General features: G+C 72.9%; 20 protein-coding genes. 10 read left to right on the top strand and 10 right to left on the bottom strand.

All coding sequences use genetic code 11. The annotated features are described in order from the left end of the window. The first annotated feature begins 73 nt into the window (after window positions 1–73). The 6 genes from AB0B14_RS13280 to AB0B14_RS13255 all read left to right on the top strand — a co-directional run bounded on the left by AB0B14_RS13280 (window position 74) and on the right by AB0B14_RS13255 (window position 4,520). Window positions 74–1,285, top strand: a complete 1,212-nt coding sequence (locus AB0B14_RS13280) for an SLC13 family permease (RefSeq protein WP_357522559.1) — start codon at window positions 74–76, stop codon at window positions 1,283–1,285. Window positions 1,286–1,413: 128 nt separating this feature from the next. Continuing rightward, window positions 1,414–1,569: a lasso RiPP family leader peptide-containing protein gene (locus tag AB0B14_RS13275; protein WP_357076804.1), complete on the top strand. Its 156-nt coding sequence runs from the start codon at window positions 1,414–1,416 to the stop codon at window positions 1,567–1,569. A 34-nt stretch (window positions 1,570–1,603) separates the two neighbouring features. After that, window positions 1,604–2,248: an ATP-binding cassette domain-containing protein gene (locus AB0B14_RS13270; RefSeq protein WP_357522558.1), complete on the top strand. Its 645-nt coding sequence runs from the start codon at window positions 1,604–1,606 to the stop codon at window positions 2,246–2,248. Beyond that, window positions 2,245–3,087 (top strand): ABC transporter permease, encoded by an 843-nt coding sequence (locus tag AB0B14_RS13265; RefSeq protein ID WP_357522557.1) that lies wholly within the window; start codon window positions 2,245–2,247, stop codon window positions 3,085–3,087. Before AB0B14_RS13270 ends, AB0B14_RS13265 begins: the two co-directional genes overlap by 4 nt. A gap of 9 nt (window positions 3,088–3,096) precedes the next feature. Then, window positions 3,097–4,242: an asparagine synthase-related protein gene (locus tag AB0B14_RS13260; RefSeq protein WP_357522556.1), complete on the top strand. Its 1,146-nt coding sequence runs from the start codon at window positions 3,097–3,099 to the stop codon at window positions 4,240–4,242. Further along, the gene (locus AB0B14_RS13255) at window positions 4,239–4,520 is read left to right on the top strand and encodes a PqqD family protein (protein WP_357076792.1); all 282 of its coding nucleotides are present in this window, start codon (window positions 4,239–4,241) and stop codon (window positions 4,518–4,520) included. Before AB0B14_RS13260 ends, AB0B14_RS13255 begins: the two co-directional genes overlap by 4 nt. A 66-nt stretch (window positions 4,521–4,586) precedes the next feature. On the opposite strand, the gene AB0B14_RS13250 is transcribed toward AB0B14_RS13255, so the two are convergent. The 6 genes from AB0B14_RS13250 to AB0B14_RS13225 form a co-directional block, all read right to left on the bottom strand. After that, entirely contained in the window at window positions 4,587–5,513 is a 927-nt protein-coding gene (locus tag AB0B14_RS13250) for a nucleotidyltransferase family protein (RefSeq protein WP_357522555.1), read from the bottom strand. Then, window positions 5,510–6,388, bottom strand: coding sequence for a hypothetical protein (locus tag AB0B14_RS13245; RefSeq protein ID WP_357522554.1), 879 nt, complete (start codon window positions 6,386–6,388; stop codon window positions 5,510–5,512). Before AB0B14_RS13245 ends, AB0B14_RS13250 begins: the two co-directional genes overlap by 4 nt. A 65-nt stretch (window positions 6,389–6,453) precedes the next feature. Then, a complete protein-coding gene (locus tag AB0B14_RS13240; protein WP_357522553.1) occupies window positions 6,454–9,144 on the bottom strand; it encodes a fibronectin type III domain-containing protein in 2,691 nt (896 codons plus the stop codon). A gap of 306 nt (window positions 9,145–9,450) precedes the next feature. Further along, on the bottom strand, window positions 9,451–10,275 hold the full coding sequence (locus tag AB0B14_RS13235; RefSeq protein WP_357522552.1) for a MerR family transcriptional regulator: 825 nt from the start codon (window positions 10,273–10,275) through the stop codon (window positions 9,451–9,453). A 48-nt stretch (window positions 10,276–10,323) separates the two neighbouring features. After that, window positions 10,324–11,925, bottom strand: coding sequence for an asparagine synthase-related protein (locus tag AB0B14_RS13230; protein WP_357522551.1), 1,602 nt, complete (start codon window positions 11,923–11,925; stop codon window positions 10,324–10,326). Window positions 11,926–11,929: 4 nt separating this feature from the next. Beyond that, on the bottom strand, window positions 11,930–12,898 hold the full coding sequence (locus AB0B14_RS13225; RefSeq protein ID WP_357076773.1) for a DUF5715 family protein: 969 nt from the start codon (window positions 12,896–12,898) through the stop codon (window positions 11,930–11,932). Window positions 12,899–13,088: 190 nt separating this feature from the next. On the opposite strand from AB0B14_RS13225, the gene AB0B14_RS13220 reads away from it, so the two are divergent. Further along, window positions 13,089–13,802, top strand: a complete 714-nt coding sequence (locus AB0B14_RS13220) for a PIG-L deacetylase family protein (protein ID WP_357522550.1) — start codon at window positions 13,089–13,091, stop codon at window positions 13,800–13,802. A gap of 160 nt (window positions 13,803–13,962) precedes the next feature. Further along, window positions 13,963–14,652 carry a hypothetical protein gene (locus AB0B14_RS13215; protein WP_357522549.1) on the top strand — a complete coding sequence of 230 codons (690 nt, stop codon included), beginning with the start codon at window positions 13,963–13,965 and terminating at the stop codon, window positions 14,650–14,652. Here AB0B14_RS13215 and AB0B14_RS13210 read toward each other — a convergent pair. Next, window positions 14,649–15,107, bottom strand: a complete 459-nt coding sequence (locus AB0B14_RS13210) for a hypothetical protein (protein ID WP_357522548.1) — start codon at window positions 15,105–15,107, stop codon at window positions 14,649–14,651. The genes AB0B14_RS13215 and AB0B14_RS13210 overlap by 4 nt on opposite strands. Before the next feature lie 301 nt (window positions 15,108–15,408). Here AB0B14_RS13210 and AB0B14_RS13205 point away from each other — a divergent pair, with 301 nt between their 5' ends. Further along, window positions 15,409–15,726, top strand: a complete 318-nt coding sequence (locus AB0B14_RS13205) for an adenylyltransferase/cytidyltransferase family protein (protein WP_357076761.1) — start codon at window positions 15,409–15,411, stop codon at window positions 15,724–15,726. An 80-nt stretch (window positions 15,727–15,806) separates the two neighbouring features. Here the strand turns inward: AB0B14_RS13205 and AB0B14_RS13200 are convergent, their stop codons facing one another. From AB0B14_RS13200 to AB0B14_RS13190, 3 genes are all read right to left on the bottom strand, one after another. Next, complete coding sequence (locus tag AB0B14_RS13200; protein WP_357522547.1) at window positions 15,807–16,325, bottom strand: 2'-5' RNA ligase family protein; 519 nt, start codon at window positions 16,323–16,325, stop codon at window positions 15,807–15,809. A gap of 503 nt (window positions 16,326–16,828) precedes the next feature. Beyond that, window positions 16,829–17,434, bottom strand: a complete 606-nt coding sequence (locus AB0B14_RS13195; RefSeq protein WP_357076756.1) for a response regulator transcription factor — start codon at window positions 17,432–17,434, stop codon at window positions 16,829–16,831. Then, window positions 17,431–18,585 carry a histidine kinase gene (locus AB0B14_RS13190; RefSeq protein WP_357522546.1) on the bottom strand — a complete coding sequence of 385 codons (1,155 nt, stop codon included), beginning with the start codon at window positions 18,583–18,585 and terminating at the stop codon, window positions 17,431–17,433. The genes AB0B14_RS13195 and AB0B14_RS13190 overlap by 4 nt, the downstream gene beginning before the upstream one ends. A 130-nt stretch (window positions 18,586–18,715) precedes the next feature. On the opposite strand from AB0B14_RS13190, the gene AB0B14_RS13185 reads away from it, so the two are divergent. After that, entirely contained in the window at window positions 18,716–19,630 is a 915-nt protein-coding gene (locus AB0B14_RS13185) for a DUF6010 family protein (protein ID WP_357522545.1), read from the top strand. The last annotated feature ends 59 nt before the right edge of the window (window positions 19,631–19,689 follow it).

Here is a 19,689-nt window from a genome sequence, read left to right as displayed (position 1 = left end):
GCGCGGGTGGGACCGGTCACCTCGGCGGGGGTTGCCGGCCCACCGGGCGGCAGCTGTGCCAACGTGAGCAGACGTGAAACCCGCAGCCCCGCCCGAGCCGTCCGTGCGTTGGCGCCCGCACCCGCTCGACCTGGTGGCTGTCGTCCTGGCGGTGGCCGGCGCGGGCTGCGCGCTGAGCGGGCTGCTGCCACCGGCGGAGACCACCGCCACCCTGCACCGGATCCTGCCGCTGTTGCTCTTCCTCGGCACCGTGATCGTGCTCGCCGAGCTGACCGCCGTGGCCGGCGTCTTCGACGTGCTGGCCAGCCGGCTGGCCATCGCCTCCCGGGGCAGGTGGGCGGCGCTGTTCCTGCTCTGTGGTGGCCTGGCCACGCTGACCACCCTGGTGCTCAACCTGGACACCACCGCCGTGCTGCTCACCCCGGTGCTGCTCGCGTTGGCCCGCAACCTGCGCGTCCCGGCCGCCCCGCTCGCGGTCACCACCGTCTGGCTGGCGAACACCGCCAGCCTGCTGCTGCCGGTGTCGAACCTGACCAACCTGCTGGCCGCCGACCGGGTCGGTTTGACCCCGTTGGCGTACGCCGAGCGGATGGCGCTGCCGCAGCTCGCCGCGGTGGCGGTCACCATGGCGCTGCTCTGGTACGCGTGGTGGCGGCGGGATGGACCGGTCGGCGGACGGTTCGTTCCGCCGAGCCGGCACGTGCCGGCCGACCCGGTGCTGCACCGCGTCGCGCTCGCCGGCTGCCTGCTCTTCATCGCCGGCATCCTCGCCGGGGTGGAGATCGGTCTCGCCTCCACCGTCGCGCTCGCGCTGGTGCTCGTCGGGTTCGTCGTCCGCTCCCCCGCCACGCTGCGTCCGCACCTGGTGCCGGTGCGGCTGCTGCTGTTCGTCGTCGGCCTGTTCCTGGTGGTGCAGACCCTCGGCCAGCACGGGCTGGACGACCTGGTCGCCGGCCTGCTCGGCGCCGACGGCGGTGCGCTCGGCGCGTTGCGGGCCGGCAGCACGGGGGCGGTGTTGTCGAACGCCGTGAACAACCTGCCGGCCTATCTGGCCGGCGAGGCGGTGCTGCCGAGCGCCGACCACACCCGTCTGCTGGCCTTGCTGATCGGCACCAACGTCGGCCCGCTTGCCGCCCCCTGGGCGTCGCTGGCCACCCTGCTGTGGTTCGAGCGGTGCCGGGCGGCCGGGGTGGCGGTGCCGTCGACCCGGTTCGTGCTGACCAGCACCCTGCTCGCGGTGACCGGCACGCTCGCCGCGGTCGGCGCGTTGCTGCTGGTGAGCTGAGCTCGCTCGGGCCACCATTGAATGATTCTCGCCCTGTTGCGACGTATGACTGCCCACGTCGTGTTATCTACCTGAAGCGCGAGATGACCGTTTATGCTGGGTCGACACCGATTCGAGTAGGAGAACCGATGACATCGCACCGCGAACTGGACACAGTCCCGACAGCCGCCTCGGACTACCGGCCGCCGACGATCCAGCGCCTGGGCACCCTCGCCGAGCTGACCAAGGGCGGCACCGTAGGTCCGGACGACGGCCTGGGTGGCGGCGGCGACGGTTCGCTCTGACCCGTCGCCGCCCGAGATCGTGGGAGGACCGCCGTTGCTGACGATCCGCCGGGCACAGCGTCGGTTCGGTCGTCGGGTGATCTTCACCGACCTGGACCTCGACGTTCCGGTGGGTGCCCGGGTGTTCCTGGGCGGCAGCAACGGATCCGGCAAGACCACGCTGCTGCGGTGCCTGTCCGGCACGCTGACCCTCAGCGCCGGACAGGCCACCGTCGGCGGCCACCCGGTCGGCTCACGGCCCGCCCGGCACCTGACCAGCGTGTGCCTCGCCCCGGAACAGGGCCTGTACGAGACACTGTCGGCACGGGAGAACGTGGCCCTCGTCGCCCGACTCCGGCTGCCCCGGCGAGCCGTCCGCGCGGCCGTCGCCCGGGTCGAAGCCGAACTGGACCTGGCCGGCTACGCGACAGTCCCGGTGCAGCGGTGCTCGGCGGGCATGCGAGCCCGGGTCAGCATCGCGCGGGCTCTCGTCGCCGCTCCCGCGCTGCTGCTGCTCGACGAGCCGGGCCGCTCCCTCGACGAGACGTCGCGGGAGCTGTTGTGGCAGGCGCTCGACCGGCGACCCGAGCTGACCTGCGTGATCGCGTCGCACCTCGCCGACGACCGGGACCGGTGCCAGTCCGCCCTGACCCTCACCGGGCAGCCGACGACGACGCCGAGCACGGCGGCCGTGTCGTGACCTCGACCAGCTCCGCCGCGACCACCAGCCGGGCCGCGGGCGCCAGTCCGCTCGCGATGATCCTCGCCCTGGTCCGCCGCGACCTGGGCGACCCGCGGCAGTTCCGGTTGCCGCTGCTGCTGGACCTCGCCTTCGGGGTGGTGAACCTGGTCGTCTTCCTGTTCATCTCCCGGGTGCTCACCCCCTCCTCGGGCACCGACCTCGCCCACTCGGCCAGCTACTTCGACTTCGTGGCGGTCGGCATCACCTTCCTGCTCGTCCTGCAGGCCGCCACGACGCAACTGACCGGTCGGGTGATCCGGGAACAGCGCAGCGGGACGCTTGAGGTGTTGGCCGCCCAGCCCATGCCGGTCACCGCGCTGACCATCGGGACCGCCGGCTACCCGTTCCTGTTCGCCCTGCTGCGCTCCTGCGTCTACCTGGCGATCCTCGGCACCGTGCTCGGCCTGCACACCGGTCGCGCCGACTGGTGGGGAGTCGCGGTGCTGCTGATCGCCGGCACCGCGTCGGTGCTGGGCATCGGCATCGCCCTCGCGGCGTTCACCGTGGCCGTCGGGCACGGCGACGCCGCCGCCCGACTGTTCGTCGTCGGGCTCACCTTCGTGTCCGGCACGTACTTCCCGGTCTCCGAACTCCCCGGTCCCCTGCCGGAGCTGACCGCGGTGCTGCCCAGCCGGATCGCCCTGGACGGGCTGCGCGCCGCGCTGGCCGGCGGCGACTGGGCCTGGTCGGCCCTGGCGCTGCTGGGTGCCACCGCGCTCCTGCTGCCGGTGTCGAGCTGGGCCTTCGCGGGGGCGCTGCGGGTCGCCGCCAGCCGCGGCACCCTGAAACGCGATTGAGGGTACGACATGCTCCGTCCGACCCCGTTCGACCTCGCCACCGGAACGCTTCTTGGTGTCGACGAGCCGCCACCACGTCGGCTCGTTCCGGCCGGCGTACCGGACCCGTTGGGCGCGCTCGACGCCGCCGTCCTGCCCGGCCTGACCCGCCCACCGTGCGTGGTCAGCTTCTCGGGCGGGTTGGACTCGTCGCTGATCCTGGCGGTGGCCGCCCGGGCGGCCCGCCGGGAGGGGCTGCCCGACCCGGTGCCGGTCACCTGGCGGTTCGCCGAGGCCCCCCGGGCCGACGAGTCGGACTGGCAACAGCGGGTGATCACGGCACTGGGGCTCGGCGGTTCGTGGCAGATCCTGCGGGCCGCCGACGATCTGGACCTCGTCGGGCCGGTGGCCCGCCGGCTGCTGCACCGCCACGGCGTGGTCCATCCGGTCAACCTGCACCTGCACCTGCCCATCGCCGAACTGGCCACCGGCGGCACACTGCTCACCGGTGCCGGCGGCGACCAGATCCTGGCCGGGTGGCGTCGTCCACCGGCGGCCTCGCTGCGCGCCCGACTGTGGTGGCTGCGGCACGCCGCGCGTACCCGGCAGGGGCCGGCGGAGTCGTTCCCGTGGCTGCGCGCGGAGGTCGCCCGCGAGGCGCACCGCGCGCACCGCGCGGAGCAGCGTGCCGAACCGCGCCGCCTGCGGCAGCGGATCGCCTGGCACACCCGCCGGCGGGACCTGCGGACGACCTGCTCGGCGCTTGCCGCGTTGGCCGCCGAGCACCGGGCGACCGCGATCCAGCCGCTGCTCGACGAGGGCTTTCTGGCCGCGTTGGCGCTGCGGTTCGGCGACCACCGGGGAATCGGCCGGGATTGGCTGCTCGCGGAGATGGCCCGGGGAGCCCTACCGGCCGAGGTCACCGCGCCCCGCCGCAAGGCCCGTTTTCTCGAGGTGTTCTTCCGGACGCCGACCCGGGAGTTCGTCAGCTCCTGGGACGGCTCCGGAGCCGACGAGGGGTTGGTCGACCCGGAGGCCCTCCGGGAGATCTGGTCGCACTGGCCGATCCCCGGCGGCACCGCCAGCCTGGTCCAACAGCTCTGGCTGGCCGCGAACCCGCCCGACTCCGCCGGCCGGCCGGAGCGTTCCGAGATCGACATGGAGGTCACGCCGTGACAGAGCAGGAGATCGTGCACCGGGTCGACCCGGACCGGGTGGCCTGGCGGGTCGCCGGCGAGGAGGTGGTCGTGCTGGACACCAGCAACTCGGTCTACTTCGGACTGGACGCCACCGGTGCGCTGCTGTGGCAGCGACTGGTGACCGGCGCCACCAGCACCGAGTTGGTCACGGCACTCGTGCAGACCGCCCCGGTGGACCGGGAGCGGGCCCGCGCCGACGTGGCCGCGTTCCTGGCGGACCTGCGCGGGCACGGGCTGCTGGTCCAACGCCCCTGACCGACTCCGTCGGCCGGACGCGACGACAGGTCACGGCGGGCGGGTTGACGCCGCACCGGCCAGCGGTCAGCCGCGATCGCTGCGGTGCGCCGCGCGTACCTCGTTCAGTGCGGCCGGGAGCCGCCCCGTGTTGCGGGCCAGCCGGGCCAGGTGCGCCAGCAGCAGACCGACCGGGCCTCGGCGGGCCAGCGGGCTGGCGTGCCGCATGGACGCCGGTGTCGGAAACAGCCGCGGGCCGAGGTGCCGCAGCCGGTCGACGACACCGGGCAGCTCGGCGAGCTGCGCGATCGTCAGCGCGGCGGGTGAGGACCGGTGGGCCCGCAGCCACAGCGCCGGCGTGCCCTGTCGGGGCAGGGCCAACGTGGTGGCCAGGGCCGCGCCCGCCGGTGTCAGGCGCAGGCCGAGCGCGAACGACGGCAGTGCCCCGGTCAGTGTGGCGAGGTCGGCCGCCGATCGCCAGGTGGCGACGGGAAAGACCGTAAGCGCCCGCCGCAGGTCGGCACCCGGCCGGTCGGAACGGCCCGGCGCGGCGGCGTGCAGTGCCACCAGCAGGGCGGCGCCTGCCTCGTCCGGCACGGCGACCAGGCCGCCGGCCAACCCGATCCGTTGCGCCGAGGCAGACAGCCCGGCCCACAGTGCCTCGGGATCGGCCACCCCGTGGAAACCGCGGTGCAGGTCGATGGTGAGCGACAGCGGGCCGGGCATCCGCCACGGTCGCTCGTACCAGTGCGACCGGTGGTCGGGGCGACCCTCCGGGAGCGCGCTGACACAGCCGAGGTCGGCGAGCGTGGTCTGCGCGAGGTCGAACGAGGCGGGGGCGACCAGCAGGTCGACGTCGGTGTAGAGCCGGTGCCGCTCCTGGCCCAACCGGCGGGCCAGCCCGGCCCCCTTGAGCAGGATGGCCTCCACGCCCCGGGCGGCCAGCGCCGCGCTGACCCGGACCGCGGCCGTGTCGAGGCTCAGGCAGCGGACCGCCGACGGCAGGTCGGTCACCGGGTCGCTCCCACGGCCGAGGTGGCGGCCACGGCGTCGACCACCAGCCGGTGGGTGTCGTCGAGGGCGGCCCAGTCACGCGGCCGGGTCAGCTCCCACGCCGGCAGGGCGGCGAGCGACAGCAGCGCGCCCGGGTCGGAGGGCAACTGCCCGAACGACCGCCGGCTGGCGAGGCGAGCCAGCAGGGTGGCGCCGGGCAGCCGGGTCAGGGTGACCTCGTCGCCCCAGCGCAGGAACAGCCAGCCACCCAGGGGGACGTGCGGCGCGATCGCCGGCAGCCGCACCCGCAGCAGGTCGCCGGCCCGGACCGGCCGGGTGGGCAGCGCCACCCCCGGCACCGGCCGCCGCAGGTCGACGCAGCGCGGGCCGGCGAAGGCGTCGCCGCCGTCGACGACCAGGATGTCGTCGGTCAGGATCGACACCCCCCGGGCGGCCAGGGCCGCAAGCAGGCTGCTCTTGCCGGCGGTACGCGGGCCGAGCAGCGCCCAGGCGCGACCGGCGAGCACGAACGCGCCACTGTGGAACGTCTCCCGACCCGCCCACCGGTTGACCGTGGTCGCCACCGGCGCGAGGTACGGGTGGGCCAGCACGTCCGCAGCGAGCGGTGGCCCGTAGAAGGTGGCGGTGCCCCGCGGTCGGTCCACCGAGAGGGTCCGCCCGTCGGCGAGGATCCGCGTGCCCCGCCGGCCGTCCAACGTCACCGGCGGTGGTGGCGGTGTGTCGAGCTGGCCCACCCGCACGGCGGGCCAACCGAGGGCAGCCCCCTCGGCCGGCGGCAGCTCGGACGCCTCGTCCAGCCCGTGCACCCGCAGCCCGTAGACACCGCGGCCGGGTGTCGGCATGATCTCCCCGCTCATCGTCTGCTCAACGATCATGCGTAACGGCACGGTGCGGGTGGCGCTCGTCGTGACGCGCCACCCGCACCCCTGTTCGCTGAGCGTCAGCGGATGGTGCCGCTGTCGACTGTCAGCTTCTGCGACTCCTTCAACCGCTTGGCGTCCGCCTCGCGCTGCTTGGCCGTCTTGGTGGCCTTCGCCGATGGCGCCACCGTCGGGACCACGCCCCCGCCGATCGCGTCCACGTCGTACGCCACCCACCACGATCCGGGGGTGTCCACCGCGAAGGTCAACGCGATGTGCACCGACGCACCCGGCGCCAGACCACCGAGGTCGAACGGGATCGTCAGGGTGGTGCCCAACCCACCACCCGGTGGGCTTGTCGCTGGCGAGTCCATGTGCAGGTTCCGGACCAGCAGCGTCCGGCCGTCACTGATGGTGATGGACGTCGTGGGGTTGGCCGGGTTGACCAGCCGGAGGTTGGAGTGCACCGCCGGTGACGGTCCACCGGGGTACGGCGCCCCGTTCGCCGCGCTCAGTGACGTGATCCGGACCCGGGCCTGGGTGATCGCGGCGCTGGACCGGTTGGTCAGGGTCCGCCGGATCACCAGGCTGTTTCCGGTGCGAACCCGGTTGGGAACGGCCGACACGGCCACGTTCGGGTCGAACAACGTCGACTGGATGGAGGCGTTCTGTTGGTAGGTGCCGAGGGTGTTCTGCGGAGACGGGCTACCGAGTGTGGACGGAACCCCGTTGATCGGGCCGAGCACCGTGGCGACCAGCCGGAAGTCGGCCTGGTTGTTGGCGGTGTCCTGGAGGTTGCCGGCGACCCGGAGCCGGTTCCAGGCGTGCGGCACGAACGGTGGCGCGTTGAAGGCGGGCAGTGGCGGACCTTCGGAGAAGCCAGGCGTCGAGCCCGCCCGGTCGGTGACCGTGCTTGCCGCGTCCGGGGCGACAAGCCGCAGCCCGCCCTGGCCGAGGCTGGGCACGACGAGGTCGGCCTGGATGTTGAACAGGGAATAGTCGGCTGCCGCGATCAGGAAGCCGCGTCGAGGCGCCAACGGCCGGGCGCTGCCCGGGATGGTGACGGACACCCCGCCGGGGGCCTCGACCTTGAAGCCGGCGATCGGCAGGTTGATCGCTGTGGAGTTGACGACAGAGACGAACTGGTCGGCGAGCCCGCTGATGCCGGACTGCGCGAACTGGTCGATGACCACCTGGCGGGGCAGCGCCGAGACCTCGATGGCGACCTCGTTGGACACCGCCTCGCCCAGTGGGCCGGTTCCGTCGTACTGCGCCCGGAACTGGTTGTGCCCGAACGCCGGCACCTGGACGTCGAAGCTGGCCACGTTGAGGGCCAGCGGGAAGGTTCCCAGCGGGGTCTCCACCCCGTTGGGCAGCTCGTCGATGAGCGTGACACTGCCCTCGGCGACGCCGGGGCCGACGATGACCTCGAAGTGCACCGCCGTGCCGAAGGTGGTGGCGTTCGTGGACGCGGTAAGCGTGGCCACGCTCTCGGCCTGAACCAGGATTCGGATGGCCCGGGTGGCGGTCTGGCCGTTGGCGTCGGTCACCCGGACCGTCGACGGGAACGCGCCGACCGCAGTCGGCCGGCCGGACAGCAGGCCGGTCGCCGCGTCGAGGGTGAGCCCGGGCGGCAGGGCACCGGAGGCCAGGCTCCAGACGAACGGCGCGCTGCCGCCGACGACGTTGAGCTGGTCGGCGTAGGGCGCGTCCACCTCACCCAGCGGCGGCGGCGGGAAGGTCAGTGTCGGCGCCTGGTTGACCACCAGCACGATCAGTCGGGTGCCGGTCTGGCCGGCCGAGTCGTTGACGCGGATCACCACCGGGTATTCCCCGGGAGTGGTCGGTACGCCGGAGATGCCGTTGGTCTGCGGGTTGAGCAGCATCCCCGGTGGCAGTGTGCCCGAGGCGATCGACCAGGTGAACGGCGGCACACCGTGGGTGATGTTGAGGGTGGCCACGTAGGCGATGCCGACTGTCGCCTCGGTCGGGTGGTCGAACAGCAGTGTCGGCGACACGTTCGCGATCACCTGGTCGGACAGCGGCGAGTCGGGGCCGGTGCCCTCGGCGGTGCGGGAGGCCACGGTGAACCGGTAGGGGGTGGTGGGAACCAGCCCGGTGACGGTGTTGGTGGTGGACGGTCCGAAGGTCTGGGCGGGCTGGCGCACGCCGTTCACCCAGGGCGTGACGATGTAGTTGGTGATCGGTGAGCCGCCGGTGGAACCGGGGGTCCAGCTCACCAGGGCCGTGGCGGTGTCGGCGGTGACCGCGACGATTGTCGGCGCACCGGGTAGCGCCATGATCTTGGCACCGGCGGAGCGCTTACTGGCCGGACCGGTGCCCTCGGCGTTCTTCGCGGCGACGGTGAAGGTGTAGGTGGCCCTGGCGGTCAGACCCTCGATCTTCCGGGTGGTCTTCGACTCGTCGAAGGTGACGGTCTTCGCCTTCTTGCCGTTGCGGTACGCGGTGACCACGTACCCGCTGAGGGCCGAGCCGCCGTCAGCCGGCGCCTTCCAGTTGACCGTTGCCGTCCCGGCACGCCAGGACGCGGTGGGCCGCGCCGGCGCGGCCGGTGGCTGCGCCGGGGCGGCCAGCTCGGCGATCCGCTGCGTGGCGGCGGCCGGCGCCGCCACCGCCGTTACTGGTGTGGGGGTGCGACTCGGGGCGCGAGCCGAGGCCGCGGTGGGGGCGACGAGCAGACTGACGATCAGCGCCACGATTGCGGCGCATGCCGTGACGGCCCGTGGACGGGCACGGAGCACTGGGGACATGGATGTTTTCTCCCTCTCCCGGGGATGAGGGCCACCGCGGACGGGGGAAGGAGGCAGGCGGCCGACTGATAGTCCTCGGCGGCCACGCGCCTGCTGCCCCCGGCCGCAGGGCGACTGGCGGAAATCCGACCGTCACTCACGGAATGGCTTTCGCGTACTGAGTGACGGATCTCTATTCACTCCTACCAGTTTTCCCAGGTCAGGCCATGTTCGGGCGGGGAAAGTGTACTGCCATGGGCGGAGGCTGTCCGGATTCCGACTGCCGTCGCGTCCTTTCCCGCGGCGGACGCGACGGCAGGGTCGGGGTCAGTCCCGGTGCACCGCGAGCTGGAGCTCGGTGACGCCCTTCTCCGGCTGGTCCGGGCAGTAGTCCAGATACACCTCGCGGGCGAAACCGTCGGCACGGTAGCCGTTGTCGTCGATCCAGCGGGCGAGCACCTGCATACTCTGGTCGACGTCGTCCATCGCGCCATGATGGACGATCGTCGCGGCGGCGCCCAGCGCGGGCAGGTCGCGTACCTCGACATCGGCAACTGTCGACGCGCCGACGGCGACGGTCACCCCGGCGTGCACCAACACCGCGTCGCCGTCGCCGTCGGGCTCGTACCAGGCGATGGTCGGCCCCACCGGGGCGATCCCGGCGTCGGCCAGCCGGCGGAACAACTCCGGGTAGAGCGGCCCGATCACCGGGCCGATGTCCTGACTCTGGTAACTCGACGCGACAGCGGTCAGCTCCGCGACCCGCACCGGTGCGATCTCCTTCAGAACGACGTCCTGCGTACTCATCGTGCCCTCCGACTCGATCATCCGGAGCCTCGCCTCGACCGCCGCCAGCCGGGCGGCGTCCGCGGCCAGTTGCTCTTCCAACTGGGTACGCCGCAGCCGCAGCATGCCGCGCAGCTCGACCACGTCGACGGCGTCGTCGACGATGACCCGCACCTGCTCCAGGGTGAGGCCCAACTCCTTCAGGGCGATCACCCGGTTGAGCCGGCGCAGTTGGTCCGCGCGGTAGAACCGGTATCCGGTGTGCCTGTCGACGGCGGCCGGCCGGAGCAGGCCGATGCTGTCGTAGTGGCGCAGCATCCGCACCGACACCCGGCCCAGTCGGGCGAAGTCTCCGATGGTGAACATGGTCCCCTCACGCTCGTCCCTGACACGGTGTCAGAGTCAAGCGTCGGGTCAACCGGTTGGCGAGCGGCGGGCCGGGCGCGGGCCGACCAGCCGGCGGACCATCGGCGCGGCGTTCCACCGGGCGGCGCCGACCAGGTCGCGGGCGTGCTCCAGCACCGTGTAGTCGGGCCGGTCGAGCCCGTCGGCGATGGCCCGGTCGAGGTCGTTGCCACACCGGCTCAGCACGGTGTCGAAGTCGCGGCGCACCGGCTGCTGCAGGTCGTAGCCGAAGGAGCGGTGCAGCCGGGCGAAGAGCGGCTTGTACAGCCGGACCCGCTCGTGCAGACCCGACGAGTACGACATCGGGTTCTTCGGCCGGCGCAGGACGTAGTCGGGCAGCACGTCGGCGAACGCCCGCCGGACGATCCACTTCTCCTGCCCGTCGCGCACCTTCAGGCTCAGCGGCAGCCGCATCGCCAGCTCCACCACGCTGAGGTCGAGAAACGGCACCCGCGCCTCCACCCCGTGGGCCATGGCGGCCCGGTCGACCCGCTGCAACTCGGTCCGACACAGGTTGCGGATCCGGTGCAGGAACAGCCGGCGCGCCGCGGCCGGGCCGACCTGGCGGTACATCGGATACCCACCGAACAGCTCGTCGGAGCCGTCGCCGGTCAGCACCACCTTGATCCCCAGGTCACGCAGGCGGCGGAAGATCGGCACCGAGACGACCGCGTTGATGATGTCGCCGTACTCGGTCAGCTCGCAGATCCGGATCGCCTCGCGCACGTCGGCGAGCCGGATGTCGCGCGGACGCAGCTCGACCACGACGTGCGGCACGTCGAGATCGGCGGCGAGCCGCCGCGCGTACGCGACGTCGGGGCTGTCCGCGACACCCACCGTCACCGCGACGCAGTCCGGGTGGATGTCGCGCACCTGGCGCAGGATCAGCGAGCTGTCCAACCCACCGGAGAGCACCACCCCGACGGTCAGGTCGGTCTCCACCCGCATCCGGATGGCGTCGCTGAGCGCGGCACGAACGAGCAGGCGGGCCTCGTCCGGGTCGTCGACGACCGGCAGACCCGCGCCGATGGTGAGCAGGTCGACGTACGGGTCCAGTCGGACGTGCCCGTCGGCGTCGGCCCAGCCGTGGTGACCGGGTGGCACCTCGACGATCGGGGCGCCGTGCCCGACGAGCGCCTTGACCTCGGAGGCGAGATGCAGACAGCCCGGCCGACGGGACCAGTACAACGGTTTGACCCCGAGCGGATCGCGGGCCAGGTAGGCCCGGCCGGTGGCCCGCTGCACGACGGCGAACGCGTACTCGCCGCGCAGCCGGGTCACCGCCGCCTCGCCCCACTGCTGGAACGCGGCGAGCAGCACCTCGGTGTCGCTCTCGGTGCGGAACGCCTGACCGAGGCGTGTCAACTGCGCCCGCAGCTCCCGGTAGTTGAAGATCTCGCCGTTGAAGCAGAGCAGCCAGCCCTCGTCGGTCGACGTCCACGGCTGCACCGCCCGGTCCCGGTCGACGACGCGCAGGCGGCGGGTGCCGGCGAGCAGCCCGCTCTCGGAACGGGTTTCGGTGACCTCACCGCGCGGGGCCAGGACGGCCAGCATCCGTCGGAAGGTCGTCGGGTCGGCCTCGGGGCCGATGCTCAGGGCGATGCCGCACACCGGGTCAGACCCCCATCTCGGCCTCGTACGCCTGGCGTAGGCGGCGTCGGGCGGCGGGCGCGAGGCACAGGTGCCACGCCTGCCCCTCGTCGATCACGTTGACCTCGCCGGCCTCCTGCCGGGCCAGCAGCAGCCCGGCCAGCGCCTGGCGCGCACCGAACCGCTCGAACCAGCTCAGCTCGACGTCCACCGAGTAGCCCAGACAGTGCCCGCTGGGCAGCATCGCGGCGTAACCGAGGCGCCGCAGCCGGTACTGGTGCTCGGTGCTGCGGACCAGGCTGGTCACCCACAGCGGCGGGGTGTGCGGCGGCGCGGCGGCGGCGAACTCCCGCGCCAGGTCGTTGAGCAGCGCCACGACCTCCCGGCGGGCGCGCCGAAACAGCAGGCCGGCGGTCTGCGGGGCGGCGTCCGGGCGCAGCCGACGTCGCAACCCGCGGGCGGCGCGGCCCAGCAGGGTGGCGGGCTGCTCCTGGTAGCGGAACCGCAGCAGGTCGCGGCGACGCAGCCACTCCAGGTCGACCAGCTCCGCGCTGCCGTTGACCTGGTCGTCGGTGACGAACGTCGGGGCGTCCTGCCACCACAGCACGTCGATGCGGGACAGCAGGTAGATCCGCACCAGCGCACTGAGGTCACGCGCCGAGGTGCGCTCGTTCGGCTGGTAGCGGGCCATCTCCAGCAGCAACGTCTCGCGCGCCCCGAGCAGCCCCTGCGGGGTGGCGTCGAGGACGGCGGCGAGCGCCGGCTCCCGCAGTCGCTCGTCGATGAGCACCTGGCGGGCCCGGGTGCTCGGCGCGTCGGCCAGGGCACCCACCTCGACGAGCAGGTCGGCGACGGCGGCCCGGTAGGCGGCGAGGTCGGGCTCGGCGGTGGACCGGCGACGGGGGGTCGTGCCGGAGGGTCGGCGGCGGGCCGGCGCGGTGGGCGAGACGGGCGACCCCGGTTGCTGACCCGGACTACGGCTGGGCACTCGCATGACGGGGTCCCTTCTGGCACTGGGTGGATCGCCCTGAACACACCGTAATCAGCCGGACCGGACCAGATCGAACAATCCTCCGATTCACCCCGAAAAGAGCCGGACGTCGCGCCCCGCTATGCGCCGAACGGCGGAACGCGTCGTACCAGCGCGTGATCAGACGCTGACGGATTGCCGCCATACTTCGTGAATGGCTGACGACATCGCAACGACACGATGGGCGGGGGCGGCTTCCACCTCGATGGCGGCGGACGACCCGGTCGGCGGGGCGAATCCCTTCGCGACGACCGCACTGCGGACCGCCCTGGTGATCGTCGCGCACCCGGACGACGAGGCTCTCCTCTGTGGCGGCACCATCGCCCGCATGACCCAGGCCGGGATGGACGTCCACGTCGCCTCCCTGTCGCGCGGGAGCCAGGGCAGGGACAAGGCGTTCGACGCCTGCTGCGAGATCCTCGGCGCAACCGGCGAGGTCGGCGACCTGGAGTCCAACGACCTGCGCATCGACGGGGATCTGGTCACCATCACGGATGCGTTGATCGACGCGCGCCGCCCGGATGTCGTGATCACCCACGGCCCCGGTGCCGGGCAGAACCAGGACCACAACGCGATCTGTCACGCCGTACGGATCACCGTCAGCCGCAGCCGTCATCCGACGATGCTCCTCCTCGGCCACCCGACCTTCGCCACGACCGACTTCCGCCCGACCTTCTTCGTCGACGTCACGAACGTCTGGTACGCCAAGATCGAGGCGCTCGCCGCGTACCGGCAGATTCTCGACCGGGACTACATGAGCGAGGAGTACCTGCGGGTCAAGAGCCGGTGGTGGGCACAGGTGGCGGGCCGCGAACGAGGGCTGTGCGAAGCCTTCGAGATAGGCCTGTGGCGTCCCGCCCCGGCGTAACCCCCCGCGCGCCCCGACACCCCGCGCCCCGCGCGGTCGACAGCGGACCGGCGCGTCCGGTGCCGCGCTTGCCTGCTGCCCCTACTCTGAAGGAGCCACGGCGCCACTTCGGCAAGTCGAGGCACGAGCGCCCGCAGCCCGGGCGGATAGAAGTAGCCGCATGAACTGGACGAAGTTCAGAAGCGACCGCACCCCTCGCCGACTCCGCGCCGTCGCCGATCTGCAGTTCCCGGCCAGCGGGCGGGAACGCCTCCGAAATCGGTACCCCCATCTCGGTGCCGACGACATCGTCCTCGTCGAGACCGCGACCCGGCAGTGGTTCCGGCTCGTCGTCCGCCATCCCGGTGCGAAGCTGTCCGTGCCGTCGGTGGTGGTGGACGACCTGTGGCAGGCACTGACCCTGCACACGCGGGACTACGCCGCCTTCTGCGACGCCGCGTTCGGGCGCCTCCTGCACCACCAGCCGGGGCCCGCGACCGGCGGCGACCCGCCCAACGCCGAGCGCGGTTCGCTGCTGCTCGCCACGCTGAGTCACGCCCGCCGGGACGAGGGTGGCGACCCGACCAGCCTTCCCCTGCTGTTCCGGGTCGACCAGGAGCTACGCATCCCCGACGGCAAGCGCTACCTGGCCGACTGCGGCGGCCGTGGCGAGTGTTTCCCGGTTGCCGAGCGGGTCTGCCTGCAACACCTCGGCGGGCCGGGCAAACGACCCAAGCCCCGCGGCATCCGCGGCAATCTGCCCTTCCTGGACGGCCGCCACGGCTACGCCGGCGGCTCAGGTGGGGTGGGTGGTGGCGAGTTCAGTGGCGGTAGCGACGGCGGGGGCGACGGCGGCGGGAGCAGCAACTAGGCGAACGCCAGGACAAGGCCCGTCAACGTGGCGACGACCGTGATCCCACCGACCAGATAGAGCCACCCGGCGTTGAGCCCGACCCCCCTGCCCTCGATCTTGTCCATCCGGCTGCCCAGATCGGCGAGGTGCTTGGCGTGGCTGTCCCGCACCACCTCGAACTCGACCCTGGCGATGAACGTCTTGGTCTGGTCGGAGAGGGTCTGCCGGAACTCGTTGACGCTCTCGAACCGTTTCTCGGTGGCGATCTCCGCCTTCGTCACCGCCTTGTCGGCCGCCGCGAGGGCCAGCCCGACCTGCGCGGCCTGCCCGTCGATCTTGGTGGCGAGGTTCGCCAGCTTGGCGTCGATCAGCCGCTCGAGGGCGTTAAGGCGCTGCTCCACCCGCCACTCCAGCAACTGGCGGGCGTCGTCGGCCGGCTCGCGGCTTCTCGGGGCTGGTTGTTCGCTGCCCACTTGTCACAGCTCCTCCCCTGCCGGTGCCGCCACGGTCCTGCCCGCCGCTCGTCACCGCTGACAGCAGGAGGGCTGAGGCAGGCCCACCCTAAGCCCGACAGCGAACAAAAGGCCAGGTCAAAGCACATATACGACAGCGACGATCCACGTCGCGGCTGCCACTCGGCGGTGGAATCGGCTCGGCGACCTCGTCGACACGTACCCCTGGCGCTGTGACACATCGCCCACCCCGAGGGTCACCGAACCCGAGAGCCGATACCTACAGTCGGGCCATGAGCGTCGACGAACACGTGCGGGCCGCGTGCGAGCCGTCTACCCCGGCAGCTTCGCTCCCCTCACTCCCGGGCATCTGAACGTGGTGGACCGGGCACGCGCTCTCTTCGATCACCTGGTCGTGCTTGTCGGGTTGACCTCCACCTACTGCCGTCGCCACGAGATAGCGGTGATCGTCCGCGGCCTGCGTAACACCACCGACCTGCGGGCCGAGTACAAGCTCGCCGCGATGAACGAGTCGCTGGGTGTCGCCACGGTGTTCCTGCCCGCGCGGCCCGACCTGGCCGCGGTGTCCTCGACGGCGGTACGCGCGCTGGGCACACTGCCGTCGCCACCGCGCTCGTAGCGCAGCCCCAGGGCGAGCGGGCTCGGGCCGGTGACCGTCGCCGCGATCCGCCGTACGTGGGGCCCGGTCCCACGACGACCTCAGCCGAGCCGGGTCAACGGGGTCACCGTCCGATCCGTACCGTCATAGCTGCGCGCGCCGACGAAGTCGCCTGCCGGGCGCTGCCCACCGCTCACGGCACGGGCCCGGCGCAGGTCCGCGTCGCGGAACCGCAGGGCCAGGCTCAGGTGTGGCACCCACTCCCCCGGCGCGTGCCACGGCCGCTGCCCGTCGGCCTCGGCGAGCACGTCCCAGACGGCCGCGTGCAGCGCGGTCAGGGCGGGCGTCGGTCGCACGAGCCAGACCAGCGGGGCACTGCCGTCGAGGACGACGACACGGTCGAGGGTGACCGGCACCGGTAGCGCGGCGTCGAACAGCTCGGCCAGACGGTGCGCGACGCCGGGCGGGAAGTCGTCCACCGCCGCGAGCGTGAGGTGCGGCCGGTTGGTCGGGTGGATGTTGCGGGCCAGGCTGGGCAACCCCGCCGCCGCCAACCGGCCCCAGACCACCCGGACCGCGACGTCCAACCCGGGCGAGCAGACCAGTTCCACGGTACGCACGCGCCCACGCTAGCCCGACGGCCGGCACCGTCCACGCGGATCGGGCCGAGCGCGCCGCTCACTCTCTCGTCACTCGTCCACCTGTCGCCGCACCGATCTGCCCGCCCGCCTCGCGCGGCGGGGCAGCCAGAGCCCGCCCACCACCAGCACCACGATCACCAGGAGGAGCAGCCAGCGCATCTCGGCCTCCGATCCAGGACGCCCGGCAGACCCCGGGAGTTCGCTCCTGATTGCCCGGCCACTGGCCCCTCCCAAACACCTCCGGGTCGACGGTGGACACCGGCTTGCCGGTGCTGCTGCAGTCACCGCCGCCGACCCAGCAGACCGCCGTCCCAACGGCCCACCCGCGCGGCGTAACGCCGGCGAGCGTCGAACGTGAACCGGTCCACCGCCTCCCCGTCCGACACGCTGATGCCTGTGAGTCATCTTGATGACTCACAGGCATCACGCTCGTTGGGGATACCCCGGTCCGCAGTCAGATCGTCCTCCGCGAAGGACGCGCCTTAGAGCCAGCCGTTGTCCCGGGCGGCGCGGATCGCCGCGGCCCGGTCGGCCGCGCCGAGCTTCTGCACGGCGGCGGACAGGTGGTTGCGGACGGTGCCGGTGGACAGGTGCACCCGGCGGGCAATCACCGCGACCGGGGCGCCGAACTCGGCCAGCCGCAACGTCTCCAGCTCACGGGGCGTCAGCGGGCACGCGGGCAGGGTCAACGCGTCGGCGGCCAGCGACGGGTCGACGTACCGGCCGCCGGCGTGCACCCGGCGGATCACGTCGGCGAGCGCACCACCGGGCGAGCCCTTGGGCAGGAACCCGCGGGCACCGGCGGTCAGCGCCTGCCGCAGGTGCCCCGGGCGGCCGTGCCCGGTCAGCACGACCACCGCGCACTCGGGGCGAACCCGGGTCAGCTCGGCGGCCACCGCGATGCCGTCCAGACCGGGCATCTCCAGGTCCACCACCGCCACATCCGGGCGGTGCGCGAGCGTCGCGGTCACCGCCGTGGGTCCGTCGGCGGCCTGGGCCACCACGTCGATGTCCGGTTCGAGGCCGAGCAGCGCGGCGACCGCGACCCGCATCAGATCCTCGTCGTCGGCGAGCAGGACGCGGATCACGACGCCACCGGCACAGTCGCCTCGAGGGTGAACACGCTGTCCTCCCGACGGACCCGCAGCTCTCCCCCAGCCGCGGCCAGCCGGTCGGCCAGGCCGCGCAGGCCGTGGCTGTGCTCGTCCGGGCCGCTGTCGTCGGCACCGTCGTTGGCGATGGTCATCCTGGCCCCGTTGTCGTCCCGGTCGATGTGGATCCGGCACCAGTCGGCCCGACTGTGCCGCAGCACGTTCGTGCTCGCCTCACGCAGCACCGCCGCCAGTTCGGTGGCGGCCGACTGGGGCAGCTCGGCAGGCGGCGGCGACACCGTGCAGCGCACCCCGCAGGACCGCAGGACCCCCGCCACGGCGGCCAACTGCTCACCGAGGTCGACCGCCCGGTAACCGTGCACGGTCTCGCGGACCTCGGTCAGCGCGGACGCGGCAAGCCGTTGCACCTCGGCGGCTTCCCGACCGGCCCGTTCCGGGTCGACCGGCGCGATCCGGGCGGCGAGTTCGGCCTTCAGCGCAATCACGGTGAGGTGGTGCCCCAGCACGTCGTGCACGTCGCGGGCGAAGCGCAGCCGCTCCTCGGCGGCGGCCAGCCGCACCTGCGCGGCCTGGCCCTGCCGGGCGTCCACGAGCAGGCCCCAGAACCAGATCTGCAACCCGTTGACGGCCGCCACGGCCGCCCCGATCCCGCCGGTCACGGCCAGGTGACGCGCGATGGACCCTCCGGTCCACACGGCGACCGCCACCGCCACCAGCAGGACGCCGGTGGCCATCGCGAGCGCGGCGCGCAGTCGCAGCAGCAGCGGCGCCATGCCGATCAGCGCCGCGCCCAGCCAGGCCCAGGTCGGCCACCTGCCGGCCGCCACCGGGCCCACCAGCGGAACCGTCAGCACCGCCGTCCCCGCCAGGCTCACCTGGGCGCGGCGTCGCCAGCGCGAGTCGAGCCACGGCGTCACGGCCGCGTACAGCACGACGGTCTGGGCGGTCACGAAGGCGAGGATGCCGACCGCGCCGAGCACCACCCGGCCCGGGGCTGGCTCGTGGGTCAGACCGACCGCCGGGAGCAGGACGCTCACCCAGACGCCGGTGACCAACGACAACAGCGTCGCCTGCCGGGCCCGGTGCAGCCGGCGATCCGACCGGGATGTCACCGCCTCGCTCGCCACCCGTCGATCCTAGGACCGCCCGACACCCGGCCCACCCCCGCGACCGTCACGGTTGAACCGTGCGTCGCGCACGGTTTTCCGATGACGAACGGTTCTGCCCACCGCGCCGCGCCGCCGGCAGGGTCAGGGCATGGAAAAGACAGAGTTGTACGCGGACACCGCCGCCGCCGTACCCCCGCCCGCGACGGCGCCCACCGCCCAGCCGGCGGCCTCGGACGCGGCGCTCCCGGACGCGGCGCCGGCCGCCGGTGCGCGGCGGCTGCTGTGGCATCTCGGCGAGATGGCGCTGGCGATGCTGGCCGGGATGCTGCTGCTCGGCTCACTGTGGGACGCGGCCGGCGCCGTGTCGGGTCTCGCCGGAGCGCTGCGCCGGCCGGACGTCGCCGCGCTGGTGATGGCGACGAACATGACAGTCGGGATGACGGTGTGGATGCGCTACCGGGCGCACCACTGGCGCGCGGTCGGCGAGATGGCCGCCGCGATGTACGTCCCGTTCCTGCTGCTGATCGTGCCGTTTCGGGCCGGTCTGGTCGACGCCGACGCGCTGCTGCTCGGCGGTCACCTGCTGATGATTCCCGCGATGGTGCTGGTGGCGGTCCGACACCGACACGAGGCACCGGCACCGGTACGCCGAAACCGGGTCGTGGTGGCGCTCGCCCACCGCTGGCCGGCCGGGTTGGCGCTGCTGCTGACCGTGGACATGTGGGTCGACCCGAGCGTGCTCAGCCCGTGGACGATGCTGGTGCTGCCCGGCGGCTACCTGGTGATCGGCATGGCCCGCCGCACGCTGGGCGGGCGGGGCGTGCTCGCCACCCAACTCGCCGGTCTGGCCGTCTGGGTCGCCCTGATCCTGGTCGCGGTGACGGTCGGCGGGCGGACCGCCGACTGGCTGGTGGCGATCGGGTGGTTGGTGCACGCCGGCTGGGACGTGGTGCACCACCGCAAGCGCCGGGTGGTGCCGCGCGGCTACGCCGAGTTCTGCGTGGTGCTCGACGTGGCCGTCGCCGCGGTGATGGTGCTGGCCATCCTGACCACCGGCAACTGACCCCGCCCCGGCCTCAACCGCTCTTATGCCGGTCGGCGCAGCGGCCCGGACGGCGTAAT

This window comes from Micromonospora sp. NPDC049171 (assembly GCF_040648275.1).
Classification (GTDB): Bacteria; Actinomycetota; Actinomycetes; order Mycobacteriales; family Micromonosporaceae; genus Micromonospora.
Note: the sequence above shows the minus strand (reverse complement) of the source record. Positions and strands in the feature narration are given on the sequence as shown.